This window comes from Ciceribacter azotifigens (genome assembly GCF_048159625.1).
In the GTDB taxonomy this organism is placed as follows: domain Bacteria; phylum Pseudomonadota; class Alphaproteobacteria; order Rhizobiales; family Rhizobiaceae; genus Allorhizobium; species Allorhizobium azotifigens.
In genome coordinates, this window is the sequence record NZ_JBLQTA010000024.1 from 13,894 (window position 1) to 35,053 (window position 21,160).

General features: G+C 62.6%; 28 protein-coding genes. 11 read left to right on the plus strand and 17 right to left on the minus strand.

Annotated elements, in window-relative coordinates; genetic code table 11:
- Window positions 1-7 precede the first annotated feature (7 nt).
- From ACM6UT_RS21920 to ACM6UT_RS21945, 6 genes are all read left to right on the plus strand, one after another.
- Entirely contained in the window at window positions 8-508 is a 501-nt protein-coding gene (locus ACM6UT_RS21920; RefSeq protein WP_416799448.1) for a diheme cytochrome c, read from the plus strand.
- Window positions 509-891: 383 nt separating this feature from the next.
- Window positions 892-1,914 carry a UDP-glucuronic acid decarboxylase family protein gene (locus tag ACM6UT_RS21925; RefSeq protein ID WP_416799449.1) on the plus strand — a complete coding sequence of 341 codons (1,023 nt, stop codon included), beginning with the start codon at window positions 892-894 and terminating at the stop codon, window positions 1,912-1,914.
- Between the two features lie 121 nt (window positions 1,915-2,035).
- Entirely contained in the window at window positions 2,036-3,013 is a 978-nt protein-coding gene (locus ACM6UT_RS21930) for a glycosyltransferase family 92 protein (protein ID WP_416799450.1), read from the plus strand.
- A gap of 121 nt (window positions 3,014-3,134) precedes the next feature.
- Window positions 3,135-3,458, plus strand: coding sequence for an ArsR/SmtB family transcription factor (locus ACM6UT_RS21935; protein WP_416799451.1), 324 nt, complete (start codon window positions 3,135-3,137; stop codon window positions 3,456-3,458).
- Entirely contained in the window at window positions 3,455-3,865 is a 411-nt protein-coding gene (locus tag ACM6UT_RS21940; RefSeq protein ID WP_416799452.1) for an SRPBCC family protein, read from the plus strand. Before ACM6UT_RS21935 ends, ACM6UT_RS21940 begins: the two co-directional genes overlap by 4 nt.
- Before the next feature lie 42 nt (window positions 3,866-3,907).
- Complete coding sequence (locus ACM6UT_RS21945) at window positions 3,908-4,120, plus strand: hypothetical protein (protein ID WP_416799453.1); 213 nt, start codon at window positions 3,908-3,910, stop codon at window positions 4,118-4,120.
- 98 nt (window positions 4,121-4,218) lie between these two features.
- On the opposite strand, the gene ilvD is transcribed toward ACM6UT_RS21945, so the two are convergent.
- Window positions 4,219-6,054, minus strand: coding sequence for a dihydroxy-acid dehydratase (gene ilvD / locus ACM6UT_RS21950; protein WP_416799454.1), 1,836 nt, complete (start codon window positions 6,052-6,054; stop codon window positions 4,219-4,221).
- A 270-nt stretch (window positions 6,055-6,324) separates the two neighbouring features.
- Here ilvD and msrP point away from each other — a divergent pair, with 270 nt between their 5' ends.
- Both msrP and msrQ read left to right on the plus strand, forming a co-directional pair.
- A complete protein-coding gene (gene msrP, locus ACM6UT_RS21955) occupies window positions 6,325-7,275 on the plus strand; it encodes a protein-methionine-sulfoxide reductase catalytic subunit MsrP (RefSeq protein WP_416799455.1) in 951 nt (316 codons plus the stop codon).
- Window positions 7,275-7,907, plus strand: coding sequence for a protein-methionine-sulfoxide reductase heme-binding subunit MsrQ (gene msrQ, locus ACM6UT_RS21960; protein WP_416799456.1), 633 nt, complete (start codon window positions 7,275-7,277; stop codon window positions 7,905-7,907). The genes msrP and msrQ overlap by 1 nt, the downstream gene beginning before the upstream one ends.
- A gap of 33 nt (window positions 7,908-7,940) precedes the next feature.
- Here the strand turns inward: msrQ and lhpI are convergent, their stop codons facing one another.
- Window positions 7,941-9,671: a cis-3-hydroxy-L-proline dehydratase gene (lhpI, locus tag ACM6UT_RS21965; protein WP_416799468.1), complete on the minus strand. Its 1,731-nt coding sequence runs from the start codon at window positions 9,669-9,671 to the stop codon at window positions 7,941-7,943.
- 209 nt (window positions 9,672-9,880) lie between these two features.
- Between lhpI and ACM6UT_RS21970 the strand changes: the two genes are divergently transcribed.
- The 3 genes from ACM6UT_RS21970 to ACM6UT_RS21980 are packed head-to-tail and all read left to right on the plus strand — an operon-like array spanning window position 9,881 to window position 12,074.
- Window positions 9,881-10,318, plus strand: a complete 438-nt coding sequence (locus ACM6UT_RS21970) for a YciI family protein (RefSeq protein ID WP_416799457.1) — start codon at window positions 9,881-9,883, stop codon at window positions 10,316-10,318.
- 23 nt (window positions 10,319-10,341) lie between these two features.
- Window positions 10,342-10,764 carry a VOC family protein gene (locus ACM6UT_RS21975; protein WP_416799458.1) on the plus strand — a complete coding sequence of 141 codons (423 nt, stop codon included), beginning with the start codon at window positions 10,342-10,344 and terminating at the stop codon, window positions 10,762-10,764.
- 47 nt (window positions 10,765-10,811) lie between these two features.
- Window positions 10,812-12,074: an RNA polymerase sigma factor gene (locus ACM6UT_RS21980; RefSeq protein WP_416799459.1), complete on the plus strand. Its 1,263-nt coding sequence runs from the start codon at window positions 10,812-10,814 to the stop codon at window positions 12,072-12,074.
- Between the two features lie 105 nt (window positions 12,075-12,179).
- Here ACM6UT_RS21980 and rplQ read toward each other — a convergent pair whose 3' ends face one another.
- The 15 genes from rplQ to rplX all read right to left on the minus strand — a co-directional run bounded on the left by rplQ (window position 12,180) and on the right by rplX (window position 21,156).
- Window positions 12,180-12,602 (minus strand): 50S ribosomal protein L17, encoded by a 423-nt coding sequence (rplQ, locus tag ACM6UT_RS21985; RefSeq protein ID WP_112684647.1) that lies wholly within the window; start codon window positions 12,600-12,602, stop codon window positions 12,180-12,182.
- Window positions 12,603-12,718: 116 nt separating this feature from the next.
- Window positions 12,719-13,729 (minus strand): DNA-directed RNA polymerase subunit alpha, encoded by a 1,011-nt coding sequence (locus tag ACM6UT_RS21990; RefSeq protein WP_112684649.1) that lies wholly within the window; start codon window positions 13,727-13,729, stop codon window positions 12,719-12,721.
- Between the two features lie 100 nt (window positions 13,730-13,829).
- On the minus strand, window positions 13,830-14,219 hold the full coding sequence (gene rpsK, locus ACM6UT_RS21995) for a 30S ribosomal protein S11 (protein WP_015915761.1): 390 nt from the start codon (window positions 14,217-14,219) through the stop codon (window positions 13,830-13,832).
- Window positions 14,220-14,345: 126 nt separating this feature from the next.
- On the minus strand, window positions 14,346-14,714 hold the full coding sequence (rpsM, locus tag ACM6UT_RS22000; protein WP_112684651.1) for a 30S ribosomal protein S13: 369 nt from the start codon (window positions 14,712-14,714) through the stop codon (window positions 14,346-14,348).
- Window positions 14,715-14,938: 224 nt separating this feature from the next.
- Window positions 14,939-15,595 carry an adenylate kinase gene (locus ACM6UT_RS22005; RefSeq protein WP_416799460.1) on the minus strand — a complete coding sequence of 219 codons (657 nt, stop codon included), beginning with the start codon at window positions 15,593-15,595 and terminating at the stop codon, window positions 14,939-14,941.
- Window positions 15,592-16,932: a preprotein translocase subunit SecY gene (secY, locus tag ACM6UT_RS22010; RefSeq protein ID WP_416799461.1), complete on the minus strand. Its 1,341-nt coding sequence runs from the start codon at window positions 16,930-16,932 to the stop codon at window positions 15,592-15,594. Before secY ends, ACM6UT_RS22005 begins: the two co-directional genes overlap by 4 nt.
- Window positions 16,933-17,159: 227 nt before the next feature.
- Entirely contained in the window at window positions 17,160-17,639 is a 480-nt protein-coding gene (gene rplO, locus ACM6UT_RS22015; protein ID WP_416799462.1) for a 50S ribosomal protein L15, read from the minus strand.
- Between the two features lie 16 nt (window positions 17,640-17,655).
- On the minus strand, window positions 17,656-17,865 hold the full coding sequence (gene rpmD / locus ACM6UT_RS22020) for a 50S ribosomal protein L30 (protein WP_113462293.1): 210 nt from the start codon (window positions 17,863-17,865) through the stop codon (window positions 17,656-17,658).
- A gap of 14 nt (window positions 17,866-17,879) precedes the next feature.
- Window positions 17,880-18,449, minus strand: coding sequence for a 30S ribosomal protein S5 (gene rpsE / locus ACM6UT_RS22025; protein ID WP_112684661.1), 570 nt, complete (start codon window positions 18,447-18,449; stop codon window positions 17,880-17,882).
- 146 nt (window positions 18,450-18,595) lie between these two features.
- Window positions 18,596-18,958, minus strand: a complete 363-nt coding sequence (rplR, locus tag ACM6UT_RS22030) for a 50S ribosomal protein L18 (RefSeq protein ID WP_129331151.1) — start codon at window positions 18,956-18,958, stop codon at window positions 18,596-18,598.
- Between the two features lie 12 nt (window positions 18,959-18,970).
- Window positions 18,971-19,504 carry a 50S ribosomal protein L6 gene (gene rplF, locus ACM6UT_RS22035; RefSeq protein WP_416799463.1) on the minus strand — a complete coding sequence of 178 codons (534 nt, stop codon included), beginning with the start codon at window positions 19,502-19,504 and terminating at the stop codon, window positions 18,971-18,973.
- A 43-nt stretch (window positions 19,505-19,547) separates the two neighbouring features.
- The gene (gene rpsH / locus ACM6UT_RS22040; protein WP_129331153.1) at window positions 19,548-19,946 is read right to left on the minus strand and encodes a 30S ribosomal protein S8; all 399 of its coding nucleotides are present in this window, start codon (window positions 19,944-19,946) and stop codon (window positions 19,548-19,550) included.
- Between the two features lie 12 nt (window positions 19,947-19,958).
- Window positions 19,959-20,264, minus strand: coding sequence for a 30S ribosomal protein S14 (rpsN, locus tag ACM6UT_RS22045; RefSeq protein ID WP_416799464.1), 306 nt, complete (start codon window positions 20,262-20,264; stop codon window positions 19,959-19,961).
- A gap of 33 nt (window positions 20,265-20,297) precedes the next feature.
- Window positions 20,298-20,855, minus strand: coding sequence for a 50S ribosomal protein L5 (gene rplE, locus ACM6UT_RS22050; RefSeq protein ID WP_416799465.1), 558 nt, complete (start codon window positions 20,853-20,855; stop codon window positions 20,298-20,300).
- Window positions 20,848-21,156 carry a 50S ribosomal protein L24 gene (rplX, locus tag ACM6UT_RS22055; protein ID WP_129331156.1) on the minus strand — a complete coding sequence of 103 codons (309 nt, stop codon included), beginning with the start codon at window positions 21,154-21,156 and terminating at the stop codon, window positions 20,848-20,850. Before rplX ends, rplE begins: the two co-directional genes overlap by 8 nt.
- Window positions 21,157-21,160: the final 4 nt, after the last annotated feature.

The following is a 21,160-nucleotide window of genomic DNA, read 5'->3' on the forward strand; positions in this document are numbered from 1 at the left end:
ACCTCCGATGACGACACTTTTTAGATCCGGCTTCAAACTGGCGCTTCTCGCCGCCGCCTTTTCGGGTACCGCCCTCCTCGCCCCCGCTCTCGCCGATGACGACGAGGGTGGCGAAGGCGGCATACGCGCCGTGGCCAACGAGACGGTGAAGGCCGAATGTTCCGCCTGCCACATGGCCTATCCGCCGGGGCTGCTGCCGCAGCGCTCCTGGCAGGCGCTGATGGGCAACCTGTCCAACCACTTCGGCGAGGACGCAAGCCTCGACGAACCTGTCCGCAAGGAAATCGAGGACTATCTGGTCGCCAACGCGGCGGATGCAGGTGGCAGGGCGATGCGCGGACTGAAGGCCGACCAGACCCCGCTGCGCATCTCCGAGCTGCCGTGGTTCACGCGTGAGCACGGGTCCAAACTCATCGCCCGGGCTAAGTCGAACCCCAAGATCGGCTCGATCTCGAACTGCGCCGCCTGCCACCGCGGCGCCGAACAGGGCTATTTCGAAGACGACTGATCAGAAACCTAAAGGTGTCGCCTTCCACGTCGGCGGCACCGAGCGGCAAGGCCCGTCGGCGCGCTCCCGCCGGCGGGCCTTGTGCTTGTCCGCACCTTGCGAAACTCAACATTTGCAGTTCGGCGACAGTAGTCAGCCACACGAACAATCATCTCGCCGTCGCTTCGTTTCTTAGGCATATACCTATATGCCTAGTTCCATGTTCGGAAAGGTGTGCCAGCCGTTCCGACGCGCCCAATAAAGGACGCTCGACAGCCGTTGACCGGCGAGAAAAAGTCTCCAAAACAGATTATGGAGCCAAGTAGGCTCCGGGCAGTGTCGGCTTCAGCGTCGACGCGCATCGAAGCGAAACGGGATCCTGGCCGATCCCCACGGAGTTGGCGTTGGTACGGGAATCGCTTGCCGGGGATGATCGTCCCTGCCCAGTGCACGGTCGAAATGTCCTCATCACCGGCGGTGCCGGATTTCTCGGGTCGCACCTGGCCGATGTGCTCCACGCCCGCGGAGCCCACGTCTTCTGCCTCGACAACTTCCTGACGGGCCAGGCGTCGAACCTCGCCGGACTGCATGCGCAAGAGCGCCTGACCCTGCTCCGCCACGACATAATCGACGGCATCCCCGATACACTTCCCCCCTTTGCCGAGATCTATAATCTCGCCTGCGCAGCGTCGCCCGTGCACTATCAGGCCGACCCCGTCTCGACGGCGCTCGTCAACAGTGTGGGCGTGCTCAACGTTGTGCGCAGGGCCGAGCGCGACGGCGCCCGACTGTTTCATGCCTCGACCTCGGAGGTTTACGGCGATCCGGAGATCCATCCGCAACCGGAACATTACCGGGGCAACGTCAACCCGGCCGGACCGCGATCTTGCTACGACGAAGGCAAGCGCTTCGCCGAGACGCTCCTCACCGACTTTGCCCGTACGCGCGGTGTGACGCTGCGGATTGCCCGCATCTTCAACACATACGGACCGCGCATGCGCCCCGATGACGGGCGCGTCGTGTCAAACTTCATCGTCCAGGCACTGTGCGGGACGCCCCTCACCGTTTACGGTGACGGCAAGCAGACGCGGTCCTTCTGTTATGTCGATGATCTCATTTGCGGTCTGACCGCATTGATGGCAAGCCCGACGGAGGAAGGCCCCGTCAACCTCGGCAATCCGGCCGAGTGTTCGATGGAGGAGCTTGCAGCTCTGATTCTCGAGCTGACCGGCTCGCGCTCTCCGGTCGTGCGTTTGCCGCTTCCGGCCGACGATCCACAGCGCCGCAGACCCGACATTTCGAAGGCCGAACGCCTGCTCGGGTGGCGACCCGCGACCAGCCTGCACGATGGCCTGATCAGCACCGTCGCCTATTTCGATCGCATCCTCCGAGATAATCCCCTCGACGCCCTCCGCGCCGCCGAATAACGCCAGCCCAGGTCCCACTTATGCTTCCGATCCCCGGCCGACACATTCGCGCGGCTTTCCGTCAGCTGTCACCGCCCGTGTCCGCTCCTACCATCCGACGCATCGGCAATGAGATTGCATCATGAACTGGTTCGGCAGAAAGAAGAACGGAATCAAGGAGCTCTCCATCACCCCACCCGTTCCGCGATCCGGCCGACACGGGATTGCGATTGCAGCGTGCGTGAAGAACGAAGAGCCATATATCGCCGAATGGCTGCGCTTCCATCGCGCCGTGGGCATTCGACACTTCGTCCTCTACGATCACGGATCGGATGACGGCACCGTCGCAGAGGCTCGCCGAGTGCTTCGGCCAGACGAATTGACGCTGCTGCCATGGGCCGGGCAGATCGTTGCCACCAAGACGGATCTTCTGATCGATTGGCAAGTGGTGGCCTTCGCCCACGCGATCCAGAGTTTCGGCGGCGATTTCCGACGCATGGCCTTCATCGATGTCGATGAATTCCTTCTGCCAAAGCACGGAACGACTGTCGAGGAGGCCCTCACGGAGGCCGGCGACTTCCCGAACATCTCTCTGCCCTGGCACATGTTCGGCACGGGCGGACATAAGACAAAACCGGCGGCGCCGGTCACGACGAGCTACACTTGGCGCGCCACCGATCCGATGAGCCGGCTGAAGCATCTACGCAATTTCAAGTGTATCGTCGATCCGTGCGAGGTAACGCGCGTGAGCGTGCACAGCTTTGCGACCGTCAGCTACGGCAGCGTGGTTTCCAACGACGCCGGCAAGCGGGCCAACGGCGACGAGCGCAAGCGGCCGGACTTCTATTCGAGCGCCTTCCTGCAGCTGAACCATTATTACAGCAAATCGGAAGAGGAGTTCGCCGCCAAGCTGGCGCGCGGTGCGATCTACTCGCTCTCCCGCAACCATGTTCCGGACCGGATGACCACAACCATCCGTCACATCCAACTGTCGCAGGTCGAGGACTCTGCGATGGTAGACTTCATAGAACGAAACGGAATTGAACTCGGCGACGGTCCGGACGAAATGCGGAGCGATGCACCGCCAGTTCTTCCTCGGACTGAGCCGCAGATCGCATAGGGCGGTCGCAGCCCCTCACGATGCTTGCGACCGCCATCACCGGCGGATGTCGTCCGCACCTTGACCAATCGATAACTCTGCAGTTATACGTAGATCCATAGCCAACCAGTTATAGATCTCAATGCCTGACACGCACGACCTCCTTTTCCGGACGCTTGCCGACTCGACGCGCAGAGCCATCTTCGAACGGCTCTGCCGCGAAGGAGACCAGACCGTTGCGGCGCTGACGGCGCGAGCCGGCGTCTCACAGCCGGCGGTGTCGAAGCATCTCGCGGTGCTGAAGCGGGCGGGCCTCGTACGCGATCGTCACGAAGGACGCCAGACCCATTACAGCGCCCGGATTGAGGCCTTGGCCCCGCTGGTCGACTGGACGAAGCAGATGTCCGGCTTCTGGCATAGCCGCTTCGACGAACTCGAAGACCTACTCAAGAGGATGGACCAATGACCACTGCCGAGACCGCAACGCGCTCCGTCGTCGTCGAGCGAGAACTCCCCTTTCCCCCGGACAAGATCTGGCGCGCACTGACGCAACCGCATCTCATTGCCGAATGGCTGATGAAGAACGAATTCAAGCCGGAGACCGGCCACCGCTTCAGGCTGGAAGCCGACTGGGGCTCTATCGACTGCGAGGTCCGCACGGTCGAGCCGAACCGGGCGCTTTCCTATACCTGGGACGCCTACGACCTCAGGAGCGTCGTGACCTGGACCCTCACGCCCGTGGAGAGCGGCACACATCTGCGCATGGAGCAAACCGGCTTCAGACCCGACCAGCCGCGCTACTATGGCGGAGCGAGAGCCGGCTGGCCGCAGTTCATCGACAAACTGGAGACCGTGCTGGAGCGGCTGGACTGAGGTCAGCACGCCTGTTGAAGCAACGTTGCGAAGGAGAAAAGCATGAATTGGAATACCGGGATACGCCAGTTTCACCGCTGGACATCGATCGTATTCACGACCACCGTCGCCGCCAACTTCGTCGCGATGTCGTTCGGTGAACCACCTGCCTGGGTGACCTATTCGCCCCTGCTGCCGCTCTTCCTCTTGCTGTTCAGCGGCCTCTATATGTTCGCACTGCCCTATTTCGGCAGAGGACGGCGCGCGGCGGCATAAGACAATAAGAGCTGATCAGGCCCTGCTCGGCAGAAAAAAGCCGCCGGTTCCCGCCGGCGGCTCTCTCGTTCAGCTCGTACAGGCCTGTCTGCCGGATCTTATTCCGGCAGGATGCGGACTGCGCCCTTGTCGGCGGAGCTCGCGAAGGCGGCATAGGCCTTCAGCGCTGTCGTCACGTTGCGCTTGCGCGGGCTCGACGGCTTCCAGCCGGCCTTGTCCTGTTCCGCGCGGCGGCGCGCCAGTTCATCAGTGGCGACCGCGAGATTGATCGTGCGGTTCGGGATGTCGATCTCGATCGTATCGCCGTCGCGAACCAGGCCGATCGTACCGCCGTTTGCCGCTTCCGGCGAAACGTGACCGATCGACAGACCCGAGGTGCCGCCGGAGAAGCGCCCGTCGGTGATCAGCGCACATTCCTTGCCGAGGCCCTTCGACTTCAGATAGCTCGTCGGATAGAGCATTTCCTGCATGCCGGGGCCGCCCTTCGGGCCTTCGTAGCGGATGACGACGACATCGCCGGCGACGACCTCGTTCGACAGGATCGCCTTCACCGCCGCGTCCTGGCTCTCATAGACCTTGGCCGGACCGGTGAACTTCAGGATCGACTCGTCGACGCCTGCCGTCTTCACGATGCAGCCGTCCAGCGCGATGTTGCCCTTCAGAACGGCGAGGCCGCCATCCTTGGAGAAGGGGTGTTCGACCGAGCGGATGATGCCCTTCTCGCCATCGGTGTCGAGTTCCTCCCAGCGTGCATTCTGGGAGAAGGCCGTCTGGGTCGAAATGCCACCGGGAGCGGCCTTGAAGAATTCGCGCACCGTCTCGGAATTCGTCCGGGTGATGTCCCAGCGATCGATCGCGTCGCCGAGAGAGGCGGCATGGACGGTCGGGCTGTCGCGATTGATCAGGCCGCCGCGGTCGAGCTCACCGAGGATGCGCATGATGCCGCCCGCCCGGTGGACGTCTTCCATGTGGACGTCGTTCTTGGCCGGCGCCACCTTGGAAAGGCACGGGACCCTGCGCGACAGGCGGTCGATGTCGTCCATGGTGAAATCCACCTCCGCCTCGTGGGCGGCGGCGAGGATGTGCAGCACGGTATTGGTCGAGCCACCCATGGCGATGTCGAGCGCCATCGCGTTCTCGAAGGCGGCCTTGGAGGCGATGGTCCGCGGCAGGACGGTGGCATCGTCCTGCTCGTACCAGCGGCGGGCGAGATCGACGATCAGGTGACCGGCCTCGACGAAAAGCCGCTTGCGGTCGGCGTGGGTGGCGAGCGTCGAGCCGTTGCCGGGCAGCGACAGGCCGAGCGCTTCCGTCAGGCAGTTCATCGAATTGGCCGTGAACATGCCCGAGCAGGAGCCGCAGGTCGGGCAGGCGGACTGTTCGATCGCCTTGACGTCCTCGTCGGACACCTTGTCGTCGGCGGCGGCGACCATGGCGTCGACGAGGTCGAGTGCATGCTTCTTGCCATGCAGCACGACCTTGCCGGCCTCCATCGGGCCACCGGAGACGAAGACCGTCGGAATGTTGAGGCGCAGCGACGCCATCAGCATGCCAGGGGTGATCTTGTCGCAGTTGGAGATGCAGACCATGGCGTCGGCGCAGTGGGCGTTGACCATGTATTCGACGCTGTCGGCGATCAGTTCGCGCGACGGCAGAGAATAGAGCATGCCGTCATGGCCCATGGCGATGCCATCATCGACGGCGATCGTGTTGAATTCCTTGGCGACGCCGCCGGCGGCTTCGATTTCGCGGGCAACGAGCTGGCCGAGATCCTTCAAGTGAACGTGGCCGGGAACGAACTGGGTGAACGAATTTACCACCGCGATGATCGGCTTGCCGAAGTCGGCATCCTTCATGCCCGTCGCGCGCCATAGACCGCGCGCGCCCGCCATGTTGCGGCCGTGGGTCGTGGTTCTTGAACGATAAGCTGGCATCGGTGGTTTCCTCGGATCTGTCCTGGTTGTTTTTCCCGGCGCACGCGGCAGTCAAGAGCCGATCTCATGCGCATGCCTGCGGGTTTCCCCTGTCCTAGTGCAATAGAGGGAAAGTGTCACTATCAGCATACCGCAAAACGGTACGCCTGGCACGACTGGCCGGTTTCCTCACGAAATCGTGGCTCGACGTTTCTTTTCACGCGGCTGAAACTCTGGTCCAATTTCCTGCGTATACTCTTCAGCAAGCAACAGGTACGAGAGAGCAAAGCCATGTCATCCTATCGTCCGCCCAGGATCGCCGCGAGCGAGATCACCCCGCCGGCGCTCTACATGAGCCGCCGAACGCTGATGGCGACGGCAGGCGCGGGACTTGCGCTCGCCGCCCTGCCGAAATCGCTGCGCGCCGCTCCCCTGGCCGCCAAGCCCAGCGACTACAAGGTCGACGAGACGGTCACCTCGAAGGAGGACGCGACCAGCTACAACAATTTCTACGAATTCGGCACCGACAAAGCCGATCCGGTCCGCTATTCCGGCGACTTCAAGCCGCGGCCGTGGCGGGTGGAAGTGGGCGGGCTGGTCGCCAAGCCCACCGTCTTCGGCATCGACGACATCATGAAGGACTTTCCGATGGAGGAGCGCATCTACCGGATGCGCTGCGTCGAGGCCTGGTCGATGGTCATTCCGTGGATCGGCTTTCCGCTCTCCGCCCTGCTCGACCGGGTCGAGCCGCTCGGCAGTGCCAAGTACGTCGCCTTCGAGACGGTCGTTCGGCCCGACGAGATGCCCGGCCAGCGCGGGCTCTTCCAGCCGCTCCGCTGGCCCTATGTCGAGGGCCTGAGGCTCGACGAGGCACGCCATCCGCTGGCGATCCTCGCGACCGGACTCTATGGCGAGACGCTGCCGAACCAGAACGGCGCGCCGCTCCGCCTCGTCGTGCCGTGGAAATACGGCTTCAAGGGCATCAAGTCGATCGTTCGGATCACGCTGACCGAGAAGGAACCGCCCTCCACCTGGAACCTCTCGGCACCGCAGGAATACGGTTTCTACGCCAACGTCAATCCGGCGGTCGACCATCCCCGCTGGAGCCAGGCGACGGAGCGGCGAATCGGCGAAGGCGGCGGGCTCTTCGGCGGTTCCCGGCGCGAGACCCTGCCCTTCAACGGTTATGCGGAAGAGGTCGCCGGCCTCTATGCCGGCATGGATCTCGCGAAGTACTATTGATGCCTGCCCTTCCCGCCCGCTACCGACCGCTTTCCGTCTGGGCGCTCTATGCGATCGGCCTCGCCCCCGGTCTCTGGACGTTCTACCTTGGGGTCACGGCCGATCTGGGCGCCGATCCCGTCAGAACCTTCGAGCACTTCCTTGGCCTCTGGGCCCTGCGTTTCCTGTGCCTGACGCTGCTCGTCACGCCAGTTCGCGATCTCTTAGGTATAAACCTAATTAGCTACCGGCGTGCGCTCGGCCTGCTCGCCTTCTGGTACGTGCTTGCCCATTTCACCGTCTATCTCACCCTCGATCGCGGAATGATCCTGACGTCGATCGGCGGAGACCTCGCCAAGCGCCCGTACATCATGCTCGGCATGGCGGGGCTCGTGATGCTGATCCCGCTGGCGCTTACCTCCAACCGCTGGTCGATCCGCAGGCTCGGGCCGCGCTGGACGATGCTCCACCGGCTTGTCTACGTCATCGCCGCCGCCGGCGCGCTTCACTATGCGCTGTCACTGAAATCGATCACCACCGAGCCAGCCTTCTATATCGCCGCGGTCAGTATTCTTCTCGGTTACCGGCTGGTGCGGCCGCGGCTTATGGGCTGGAAACGGCAGCGCAAGGCGCAGGTTTCCGCGAGAGCCTGAGCTACTGTCGCCGGACGGCCCTGCGACGCGAGTTCAACCCGTCAGCCAGGCCGGCGCCTCGGGGCACCGCCCGACGACGGCGGCCTCGACGCATCCCGGAAGGCTGGCAAAGCGCACTTCCTTGCCGCTCAGGCCAGGGCCGTAATGGGCGTATTTGCCGGAATTGGTGAGGATCAGGCGCGCCGCCGGCGGCACGATCGGCGGCATCACCGTGCACCAGCAGGCATCACGGACGAAGGTGGCGCCGAAGGCTTCCAGTTCGGCGGCGATGCCGTTCTCTACGATCTTCCCGTAAGTGGAGCGACTTGCCGTTACGGTAAGCGCCACGTTGGGGTGCTTTCTCCGCCCGCGGCAGAGGTCGGCAAGCGTCCGGCATTCGTCAGCAGAGAAGTGCGGATTGCCGAGCGCGACCAGGTCGACCGGCTCGCCGGCCACCGGATTGAAGCTCCGCCAGACCGCCAGCAGGTCGGCGTGCGACACGGTGAGCACCGGCAGCGTTGCGCCGCCCGTTGCCGCTTCGAAGGTCGGCGCCTCCGGCGTGACGCCGACGATGTGGAACATCGGCGCCGCGGACGTGGTAGCAAAGGCCGCGCCGAAGGCTTTCAGATCGTCGTCAGCCGGTGCGGCCTTGTCGAGCCCCGTTAGAACCGGAATGGTGTTCGGCGCGAGCAGGCCGACCTGATAGCCGAGCAGTGGCCAGAAGCTGTCGTCGCAACCGGCCATCGGCTCGACCACGACGACCATCCGGGCCTTGCGGTTCTCGTTGATGTGGCAACCCGCATAAGGCGCCCGTCCGGTGAGCGCGATGCAGATGTCGAGGAAGTCCGGATATTTCATCGTGCGCGCGCCAAGCACGCTGTTGGCATAGACCACGGCGTTGGATTCCGCCCAGGCGATGTCCTCGCTCCGGTGAGGAGCATCGTCGAGCTGGTAAGGTGCGCAGGTGAAGGTCGGCGCTGCCCCCATGCGGACATAGGCGTCGGCAAGGGCGCTCGCGGCCTGCGAGCGTGCCGGATCCGTTCCTTGCTCGCGCCAGCGCGCCTGATCCACCGAGATCGCATTGAGCGAGGTGGGGACGACAACGCGGCCGCCCCAGCCGGCGAGCTTCTCGGCGAAATCGAGGCTGGCCGGACCGGTATAGATACAGCCGTCGACATGGACCTGTGTCACGTCGATCAGCCGCTCCGCTCCTTCGAGCCGTGCCATTCGGGTGACGATCCGCATGGCAAGCCTGGTTGCCGGGGACACGGATGCTGAAAGCAGCTCGCGATCCCTTTCGGTGAGTGTCAGCCGACCAGCGGACGCGGCGACTTCCTCTCCCCGCTTCGGCGTGGCACCTGGCTCGAACACGGAACCGCCCCCGACACACAGGCTCTTGCGCCCTTCCAGGCGGAGGAAATCCTGCGGATCGAGCACCGCGATCGGAAGAGAACGGCCATAGACCTCTTCGGCGACGATCACGCCGAGGGTGAGGATGTCCTCGCGCTGCGAGAATACCATGGCGGCGGGCGCCAGACCGTTGACGATCAGCTGCAGCAGCACGGCACTGCCGGTGCAGGACCCGCGACCGCCCGGCATCGCCAGCACGGCGCCGGCGAGGCAAGCCCCATGAAGCGGATGGGCATGATCGATGACGATGCCCGTCTCCGGATCAACCCCGCCCCAGAAGCTCAAGGCAGTGTCGGAGAAGAGAAGCGGCCCTTCCGCCCTGCCCTCGACCAGCATTGCTGCGGGCGCTGCGAAAGCCGTACTTTCCTCGTCCATGGTCGCCTCCCATGATGCCGTCATTCTCTTCCTCATACCACGGACGGGAGACGCCGCAAGGATGGGCCCATCCGTGCGATGCCAGCTGTCATCAACCCGCCGCAGAGGACCGGCAAAAAAGATTCATCGCCCATGTCGATTTCTGTAACACTCGTTCGTCATGGTGTCGGGCACGCCGAGGCGGCCTTGTTCAACAGAGGAGAAGAACGATGCGTGTAATGGTCATGGTCAAGGCGACGACAGACAGCGAAGCAGGCGTCATGCCGAGCAACGAGCTCGGTGAAGCGATGGGCAAGTTCAACGAGGAGCTGGTGAATGCCGGCATCATGCTTGGCGGCGAAGGGCTGAAGCCCTCCTCCAAGGGCAAGCGCGTGGCGTTCGACGGTCCGGGCCGCCGTGTGATCGACGGCCCCTTCGCCGAGACTCGCGAGCTGGTCGCCGGCTACTGGATCTGGGAGGTCAGGGACATGGACGAGGCGGTCGAATGGGTGAAGCGCTGCCCGAACCCGATGCCGGGGCCGAGCGAGATCGAAATCCGACCCGTCTACGAACTCTCGGACTTCGCCGAGGCGCTGACGCCGGATGTCATCGAGCTGCACGAGCGCACCGGGGAGCGGCTCGCCGAGCGTGAAGCCGGCAAGTCCTGAGCCATCAGCGAAAGGAAAGCATCATGGAAAAGATGATCTTCGTGAACCTGCCGGTTCGAGACCTGGCAGCAGCAACCTCGTTCTACGAGGCGCTGGGCGGCACGCGCAATCCGAACTTCTCCGACGAGCAGACGAGCTGCATGATCTTTTCGGGCGCCATCGGCGTGATGCTGCTGACGCACGAACGGTACGCCACCTTCACCAGCCGCCCGATCGGCGATGCGCGGACGGAGAGCCAGACGCTCATCGCGCTCAGCGTTGAAACACGCGGCGAGGTCGACCAGACGGTGGACAAGGCGGCCCGTGCCGGCGGCAAGGCCGATCCGAACCCGATGCAGGACCACGGCTTCATGTACAGCCGCTCGGTGGAGGATCCCGACGGCTACGTCTGGGAGATCCTGTGGATGGACCAGGCAGCTGCGGCGGGCGGGCCTCCCGGCGAATGACGCCCAAGCTGCGTTGACTGAGCTGCGGGAGCCTCCATAATCCGTTCATGGAGGCTTCCGACACACATCGCGTGGCAGAGACCGTTTTTCGCATCGAGCGGGCCCGGCTGATCGCCGGTCTCAACCGCATGGTGCGCGATGTCGGCTTCGCCGAAGATCTGGCTCAGGAGGCGCTCGTCACCGCGCTTTCCGAATGGCCGAAAACGGGTGTGCCGCAGAACCCGGCCGGCTGGCTGATGGCTACCGCCAAACGGCGCGCCATCGACGTCTTCCGCCGCCGCCGGATGCAAGCACAGAAGCACACCGAAATCGGTCATGATCTGTCGATCGAGCGGGATACCACGATCGAGGAGGTCGAGGCCGCCATGGATGATGATATCGGCGACGAACGCCTGAGCCTCATCTTCACCGCCTGCCATCCACTGCTCTCCGTCGACGCACGAGTCGCGCTGACGCTCAGGCTGATTGGCGGGCTGGCGACGGAGGAAATCGCCCGTGCCTTTCTCGTCGGCGAAGCAACGATCGCCCAGCGAATCGTGCGGGCGAAGAAAACCCTCGCCGGGTCTGGTCTCGCCTACGAGGTGCCGCGCGGTGAGGACCGTGACCGGCGTCTCACTGCTGTACTCGAGGTCATCTACCTTATCTTCAACGAAGGATATGCAGCGAGCGCCGGTGACGACGCCATGCGGCCGCAGCTCTGCGCCGAGGCGATGCGGCTCTGCCGCATCCTCTCGGCCCTTGTGCCCGACGAACCGGAAGTTCATGGCCTGCTGGCGCTGATGGAGCTGCACGCCTCGCGATTTCCGGCCCGCACAGGCGCCGACGGTGCGCCGGTCATGATCACCGAACAGAACCGCGCCCGTTGGGACCGTCTCCTCATCCAGCACGGGCTGGCTGCACTCGGCCGGGTCGAACGGCTTGGTGGGGCGGACGGCCCCTATGCGCTGCAGGCCGCCATCGCAGCCTGCCATGCCCGGGCGCCGCGGGCCGAGGACACCGACTGGCGACAGGTCGCGACCCTCTACGACCGGCTGCGCCGCGTGATGCCCTCGCCCGTCGTCGATCTCAACCGCGCGATCGCCCATTCGATGGCCTTCGGCCCGGAGACGGGCCTCGAACTGCTGGCGCCACTGGAAGCCGAACCAGCGCTGCAAGGCTATGTCGGCATGTCCGCGGCGCGCGCTGACTTCCTGATGCGCGCCGGGCGGAGGGCGGAAGCGAGGGCGGCATTCGAGAAGGCCGCAAGCCTCGCCGGAAACGCCGCCGAGCGGCAGTTCCTGACCGCACGCGCAGCCGCGTGCGGAGACTGACGGGCCAGGTTCGCGAATTCCCGCGTGCCAGCGCCCGAGCCCTCCGACGCAAAAAGGCCGGAGGTTTCCCTCCGGCCTTCAATCCCTTCCCTAACGGGGGGAAACTTACGCTGCTTCAGCTTCAGCTTCGGCGGCGACGCGGGCCTTGTCGGCTGCGCCCTTGGCGTCCACATCGCGTTCAACGAACTCGATGACGGCCATCGCAGCGTTGTCGCCCTGGCGGAAGCCGGCCTTCATGATGCGCAGGTAGCCGCCGTTACGGTTGGCGTAACGGGTGGCGATGGCATCAAACAGCTTGCGGACAGCGTCCTGGTCCTGGATCTGCGAGATGGCCTGACGACGAGCGTGCAGGTCGCCGCGCTTGCCGAGCGTAACGAGCTTTTCGACGATCGGGCGAATTTCCTTCGCCTTCGGGAGCGTCGTGACGATCTGCTCATGGGTGATGAGCGAAGCAGCCATGTTGGCGAACATCGCCTTGCGATGGCTGGCGGTGCGGTTCAGCTTGCGGCCGGCTTTCTGGTGGCGCATTGCTATTCTCCTTTAAGTGCAGGCTCTATCCCAGAGGCTGCCGTTTCCTGACACATACGGGCAGTCACCCGCAGTTTGACTGGAAAAGGCAGAGATAAACCTGCCTTTTTTGTTTCTTAGTACTGGTCTTCGTAGCGCTTGGCGAGATCTTCGATGTTCTCCGGCGGCCAGGCGGGCACTTCCATACCGAGGTGCAGGCCCATGGAAGCCAGGACTTCCTTGATCTCGTTCAGCGACTTGCGACCGAAGTTCGGAGTGCGAAGCATTTCTGCTTCCGTCTTCTGGATCAGGTCGCCGATGTAGACGATGTTGTCGTTCTTCAGGCAGTTCGCAGAACGGACCGAAAGTTCGAGCTCGTCGACCTTCTTGAGCAGCGCCGGGTTGAAGGCGAGCTCGGTGACGGCTTCTTCTTCGACTTCCTTCTGCGGCTCTTCGAAATTGACGAACACGCCGAGCTGGTCCTGCAGGATGCGGGCAGCGAAAGCGACCGCGTCCTCTCCGGTGACCGAGCCATCGGTTTCGATGGTCATGGTCAGCTTGTCGTAGTCGAGAACCTGGCCCTCACGGGTGTTTTCGACCTTGTAGGACACCTTCTTGACCGGCGAGTAGAGGCTGTCGACCGGGATGAGGCCGATCGGAGCGTCTTCCGCGCGGTTGCGCTCGGCCGGAACATAGCCCTTGCCGTTGTTGACCGTGAACTCCATGCGGATCTCGGCGCCCTCGTCGAGCGTGCAGATCACGTGGTCGGGGTTCAGGATCTCGATGTCGCCGACCGTCTGGATGTCACCAGCAGTGACGACGCCCGGGCCCTGCTTGCGCACGACCATGCGCTTGGAATCGTCGCCATCCATCTTGATGGCGATTTCCTTGATGTTGAGCACGATGTCGGTCACGTCCTCCCGGACACCCGGGATCGACGAGAACTCATGCAGCACGCCGTCGATCTGGACGGCGGTGACGGCGGCGCCGCGCAGCGACGACAACAGCACGCGACGCAGCGCGTTGCCGAGCGTCAGGCCGAAGCCGCGTTCCAGCGGTTCAGCAACCAGCGTTGCCTTCGTGCGGCCGGACGAGGTGAACTCCACCTTGTTCGGCTTGATCAGTTCCTGCCAATTCTTCTGAATCATGTTTTTACCTTCCGTTCGTTGCCACCATCCAATCGTGGCAACCGAGCATTAGAAGCGTCGAGAGGGGCGCCCGAGCGCCCGTCGACTGGATGAATAATGATCAGACGCGGCGCTTCTTGCGCGGACGGCAGCCGTTGTGCGGGATCGGCGTCACGTCGCGAATCGAAGTGATCATGAAACCGGCAGCCTGCAGAGCACGCAGGGCCGATTCACGGCCGGAACCCGGGCCGCAGACTTCGACTTCGAGCGACTTCATGCCGTGTTCCTGCGCCTTCTTGGCGCAATCTTCCGCTGCGATCTGCGCGGCGAACGGGGTCGACTTGCGCGAACCCTTGAAGCCCTTGGCACCGGCCGACGACCAGGCAATCGCATTGCCCTGCGCGTCGGTGATGGTGATCATCGTGTTGTTGAAGGTCGAGTTGACGTGTGCAACGCCCGACGAAATATTCTTGCGCTCGCGGCGGCGAACGCGGGTGGCTTCCTTGGCCATGGTCTTCCTTTCGTTGATCTCTGCACCGCCGTAACGCCAGCGGCTACACCTTCGAGGCAAAAGCAATGAGGCAGTAGGCAATAGTGTTCACCACCGCCTACTGCCTTATCGGCAAATGCCGCGAAATTACTTCTTCTTACCGGCGATCGCCTTTGCCGGACCCTTGCGGGTGCGGGCATTGGTGTGCGTGCGCTGGCCACGAACCGGCAGGCCGCGGCGATGACGCAGGCCACGGTAGCAGCCGAGGTCCATCAGACGCTTGATGTTCATCGCGGTTTCGCGACGAAGATCACCCTCGACCTGATAGTCGCGGTCGATAGTTTCGCGAATCGCCAGAACTTCGGCGTCCGTCAGCTGATGAACACGCTTCTCAGCCGGGATACCGACCTTCTCGATGATTTCCTGTGCGAACTTCGGGCCGATCCCGTGAATGTAACGGAGCGCGATTACTACGCGCTTCGCGGTCGGGATGTTGACGCCAGCGATACGTGCCACGCCTATTCTCCTTGCGTTCCAGTTGCCATCCGGCAAGTGGTGTCTGGTTTACGCAGCCAAACAGGCCGCGCGTTCAAATTCGGGTCCTCAACATGTCAAAACGATCGAACCCGGTCCTCCATGCGGAAGAACGCGCCGATCGCTTAAATGTCGCGAGTTGGCGCGCTATTTAGCGGAATCAGCCGACAAAAGCAACCGTTCCGGTAAAGATTCTTGAAGCCTCGTCAGTCCTTCACGGTGGCGAGGATAGCCTCGATATCTGCGGTGACGGCATCCATGTCCTTCATGCCGTCCACCGACTTCAGCTTGCCCTTGGCGTAATAGTAGCCAATGAGGGGCGAGGTTTCCTTGTAGTATGCCTCGAGCCTGGCTTTCATGGTCTCGGCATTGTCGTCCGGCCGGCGCTTGAATTGCGTCGATCCGCACGTGTCACATACGCCTTCGACCGAAGGCTTCTTGTCGGTGTCGTGGTAAACGCTTCCGCAATTGCCGCAGGAATAGCGGCCCGAAACGCGACGGACGAGTTCCTTGTCATCCACCCTGAGCTCGACGACGACGGAAAGATCCAGGCCCTTGTCGGCGAGCATCTTCTCGGTCGCATCCGCCTGCACGAGCGTGCGCGGGAAACCATCCAGAATGAAACCGTCGGCACAGTCCGGCTGATCGATTCGTTCGGAAACGATGGCGATCACAATATCGTCCGAGACCAGCTTGCCCGCGTCCATGACAGCCTTGGCGCGCTTGCCGACCTCAGTCTCCGCGGCGACCGCTGCGCGCAGCATGTCACCGGTCGACAATTGCGGAATGCCGTGCTTCGCGACGATACGCTGGGCCTGGGTGCCCTTCCCCGCACCCGGCGGTCCCAAAAGGATAAGTCTCATCGTCCCCTCTTTCCTCCACGCAACTTCGACTTCTTGATCAGGCCCTCATACTGCTGGGCAATCAGGTGGCCCTGAATCTGTGCTACAGTATCGAGGGTGACGCTGACAACAATCAAAAGCGAAGTACCACCAAGGGATAATGGAACGCCGGTACGGGCGACCAGGATCTCGGGGAGGATGCAGACGAAGACGAGATAGATCGCGCCGATCACGGTGATTCGGGTCAGCACGTAGTCGATGTATTCGGCCGTGCGCTCGCCGGGGCGGATACCCGGAATGAAGCCGCCGTGCTTCTTCAGATTGTCCGCGGTGTCCTTCGGGTTGAAGACGATCGCGGTATAGAAGAAGGCAAAAAAGGCAATGAGAGCGCCATAGAGCACCATATAGAGCGGCTGGCCGTGACCGAGCGCAGCGACGATGGTGGTCGCCCACGACGGCAGCGTCGAGGTCCCGGTGAAGCCCGCAGCCGTCGCCGGCAGAAGCAGCAGCGACGACGCGAAGATCGCCGGGATGACGCCCGAGGTGTTGAGCTTCAGCGGCAGGTGCGAGGTGTCGCCCTGGAACATGCGGTTGCCGACCTGACGCTTCGGATACTGGATCAGCAGGCGGCGCTGCGCGCGTTCCACGAAGACGATCAGCGCAATGACCGCGATCGCGACCAAGATGACCGTCAGGATGAGCGCGGTCGAAAGAGCACCCGTGCGGCCGAGTTCGAGCGTTCCGACGACAGCGGACGGAAGGCCCGCGGCGATGCCGGAGAAAATGATGAGCGAGATACCGTTGCCGATGCCGCGCGAGGTGATCTGCTCGCCGAGCCACATCAGGAACATGGTCCCGCCGAGAAGGGTCACGACGGTCGACAAACGGAAGAACAGGCCGGGATCGTTGACAAGCCCCTGCCCACTTTCGAGCCCCACGGCGATGCCGTAGGCCTGCAGCGTGCCGAGAAGAACAGTGCCGTAGCGGGTGTACTGGTTGATGACCTTGCGGCCCTGCTCGCCTTCCTTCTTGAGGTTCTCGAGCGCCGGGACGACGGACGTCATCAGCTGCACGATGATCGAGGCGGAAATATAGGGCATGATCCCGAGGGCGAAAATCGCCATGCGCTCGACGGCACCGCCGGAGAACATGTTGAAGAGGCCAAGAATACCGCCGGCCTGCCCCTTGAAGGCAGCCGCGTAGGCGTCAGGATTGAGACCGGGCAGCGGGATGTGCGTGCCGAGACGATAGACAAGAAGCGCGGCAAGAGTGAACCACAGCCGCTTCTTCAGATCTTCCGCCTTCGCAAAGGTCGAAAAATTGAGATTCGAGGCCAATTGTTCCGCTGCAGAAGCCATGAAATTCTCCGCGTAACCCGATCCGAAGCGAGAGCCCCGGAGGCAATTCACCAAATCGTTTTCAGAAAACCGGGCGCGGCACGATTGCGGAGCAACCGCTTTGCCTCACCTTTGTTTTCCAGAATCTCCCGGAAGACGAAACAACGTCACCCCTTCTGAGGATCGTGAGGCTCACATATGGGAGCAAAATCGCCCGGTGTGAAGCACCCCGGGCGATCAAATCGTACTTATTCAGCGGCTTCCGCAGCTGCAACCAGCAGCTTGATCGAACCGCCGGCCTTCTCGATCTTTTCGACCGCGGCCTTGGAAGCGCCGGCAACCTCAAGGGTGACCTTTGCCTTGAGTTCGCCGTCGGAAAGAACGCGAACGCCGTCCTTCGGGCGACGGATGACGCCGGCAGCCTTCAGGGCTGCAGCATCGATCGTTGCCTTGGGGTCGAGCTTCTTGGCATCGATCGCGGTCTGGATGCGGCCGAGCGATACGGTCACGAATTCAGATGCGAAGATGTTGTTGAAGCCGCGCTTCGGCAGACGACGGTAGATGGGCATCTGACCGCCTTCGAAACCGTTGACGGCAACGCCCGAACGAGCCTTCTGACCCTTGACGCCGCGACCACCGGTCTTGCCCTTGCCGGAGCCGATACCGCGACCAACGCGGATACGGTCCTTGGAGGAGCCTTCGTTATCCTTGATTTCATTCAGTTTCATGGTGACTTCCTCCGTCTCACTTCTCGTCGACGACGCGAACGAGATGCTGGACAGCACGGATCATGCCACGAACCGAAGGGGTATCCTCCAGGGTGCGGACCCGGTGCATCTTGTTGAGGCCCAGCCCGATGAGCGTCTTGCGCTGGACTTCCGGGCGGCGGATGGGCGAACCGATCTGTTCGATCGTGATCGTCTTTGCTTCAGTCTTCTTCGTAGCCTTGGCCATGGTTCAGACTCCTCTTATTCTTCAGAGGCGTTGCCGGAAGCGGCACGGCGAGCCTGGAGCGTGGCATACTTGAGGCCGCGCTGAGCTGCGATGTCCTTCGGGTGCACCTGGTGCTTCAGGGCGTCGAACGTGGCGCGAACCATGTTGTACGGGTTCGACGAACCGGTCGACTTGGCGACGACGTCGTGCATGCCGAGCGTTTCGAAGACGGCGCGCATCGGACCACCGGCGATGATACCGGTACCGGCCTTGGCGGAGCGCAGCAGAACCTTGCCGGCGCCGTGGCGGCCATTGACGTCGTGATGCAGCGTACGGCCGTCACGCAGCGGTACGAAGATCATGTCGCGCTTGGCGGCCTCGGTCGCCTTGCGGATTGCTTCCGGCACTTCGCGTGCCTTGCCATGGCCGAAACCGACCCGGCCCTTCTGGTCGCCGACGACGACGAGAGCAGCAAAGCCGAAACGACGGCCGCCCTTCACCACCTTGGCGACGCGATTGATGGCGACCAGCTTGTCGACGAACTCGCTGTCGCGCTCTTCACGGCTCGCACGCTCTTCGCGCGAACCACGCCTGTCCTGTGCCATTGTCCTGTTCCTTTTTCTTTTCCGGGTGCAATCGGCAGATTACGAAAAAATTCCGCCCTGCCCTTCCGGGTCATGGGGCGAAATCGGGGAAACCGGCTCATGCCGGAAATCCGCCCGGACTGCAAGCCCGGGCGGAAACTCTCAAATCAGAAGGTCAGACCGCCTTCGCGAGCAGCATCGGCGAGAGCCTTGATGCGGCCGTGATAGATGAAGGCGCCGCGGTCGAAGACCACTTCGTTGACGCCGGCCTTGACGGCACGCTCGGCGACGAGCTTGCCGACGGCAGCTGCGGCTGCGACATCCGCGCCGGTCTTCAGCGACGAGCGAAGACCGGTGTCCAGGGTCGACGCAGCAGCCAGCGTGCGGCCGGCGACGTCGTCGATGATCTGGGCATAGATGTTCTTCGACGAGCGATGAACCGACAGACGCGGACGGCCATTGGCCACCGCCTTGATCTGACGCCGTACGCGATTGGCACGACGAACCAGTGCTTCTTTTCTGCTTGCCATTTCGCGCGTTCCTTACTTCTTCTTGCCTTCTTTGCGGACGATCCGCTCTTCGGCATACTTGACGCCCTTGCCCTTGTAGGGCTCGGGGCCGCGGTATTCGCGGATCTCGGCAGCGACCTGACCGACCTGCTGCTTGTTGATGCCGGAAACCACGATTTCAGTCGGCTTCGGAACGGCGATCGAGATACCGACCGGCGGTTCGTAGACGACGTCATGGCTGAAGCCGAGAGCCAGCTGCAGGTTCTTGCCCTGCATGGCGGCGCGGTAACCGACGCCGTTGATCTCGAGCTTGCGCTCGTAGCCGTCCTTCACACCCTTGAAGATGTTCTCGATCATCGTGCGGGACATGCCCCACTTCGAACGAGCATCTTTGGTGTTGTTGACCGGCTGGACGACAACGGCGTTGTCCTCGAGCTTCACGGAGATTTCGTCATTAGCGACGAAGAACAGTTCGCCCTTCGGACCCTTGGCGGTGACCTTCTGGCCATCGACAGTGGCCGTGATCCCTGCAGGAACCTGAACGGGCTTTTTACCGATACGAGACATTTTTGAAATCCTGTCTGTTCGCTCTGGAGATCCCTGCCCTGCCTTAGAAGACAGAGCAGAGAACCTCGCCACCAACGTTCTGTTCGCGAGCCTGGTGATCGGCCATCACGCCCTTCGGAGTCGAAAGGATGGTGATGCCGAGGCCGTTCGCGACCTGCGGAATGGACTTTACCGAGACATAAACCCGGCGGCCCGGCTTGGAGACGCGGCCGATCTCGCGGATGACCGAAGCACCTTCGTAGTACTTCAGCTCGATCGTGAGTTCGGACTTGCCGTTGTCGTAGTCGACCTGGCTGTAGCCACGGATGTAACCTTCAGCCTGCAGGACGTCGAGAACGCGGGCACGGAGCTTGGAGGCCGGGGTGGTTACCGACGCCTTGCGGCGAGCAGCACCGTTCCGGATGCGGGTGAGCATATCGCCCAACGGATCAGTCATCGTCATTTACCCGTCTCCTTACCAGCTCGACTTGACAATGCCCGGCACCTTGCCGAGGTTGCCCAGCTCGCGAAGCGCGATACGCGACATCTTGAGCTTACGGTAGAATGCGCGCGGACGACCGGTCACTTCGCAACGGTTGCGAATGCGGGTCTTGGAGCCATCGCGCGGCAGTTCTGCCAGCTTCAGGGTTGCCTTGAACCGCTCTTCAATCGAGAGAGACTGGTTCATGATGGTTGCCTTCAGGGCAGCGCGCTTTGCAGCGTGCTGGGCAACGGTCTTGCGGCGGCGCTTGTTCTTTTCAACTGCGCTTGTCTTCGCCATATCGAAGTTCCTCTTCTACGCTCGTCGTTACGGTTACTGACGGAACGGGAAGTTGAACTCTTTCAGAAGAGCCCGAGCTTCGTCGTCCGTGCTTGCCGTCGTGCAAACGATGATGTCCATGCCCCACATCTGATCAACCTTGTCGTAGTTGATCTCAGGGAACACAATGTGTTCCTTGATGCCCATGGCGAAGTTGCCACGGCCATCGAAGGACTTCGGGTTCAAACCACGAAAGTCGCGAACGCGCGGAAGCGCGATGTTGATCAGGCGGTCCAGGAATTCGTACATGCGGGCGCCGCGCAGGGTAACCTTCGCGCCAATCGGCATGTTTTCACGGACCTTGAAGCCGGCGATCGAGTTGCGGGCCTTGGTGATAACCGGCTTCTGGCCGGCGATCGCCGCGAGGTCGGCCGCAGCAATGGTCGGCTTCTTGGAGTCGCCGGTAGCTTCGCCTACACCCATGTTGATCACGATCTTGTCGATCTTCGGGATCTGCATTTCGTTGGCGTAGGAGAAAGCCTCCTGCATGCTCTTGCGGATCCGGGAAACATATTCCTTCTTGAGCCGCGGCTCGTACTTTGCCTCAGCCATCGATCACATCTCCCGAACGCTTGGCCACACGCACTTTCTTACCGTCGACGACCTTGAAACCGACGCGAGTCGGCTTGCCGTCCTTGTCCATGACGGCAAGGTTGGACAGATGCACAGAAGCTTCCTTGCTGATGATGCCGGCTTCCTGGCTCTGGGTCTGACGCTGATGGCGCTTGACGATATTGACACCCCGAACGACCGCACGGTCTTCCTTCGGCATCACCTGAATGACTTCGCCGGAACGACCCTTGTCCTTGCCGGTGAGTACGACGACCTTGTCGCCCTTACGAATCTTTTGCATCGCT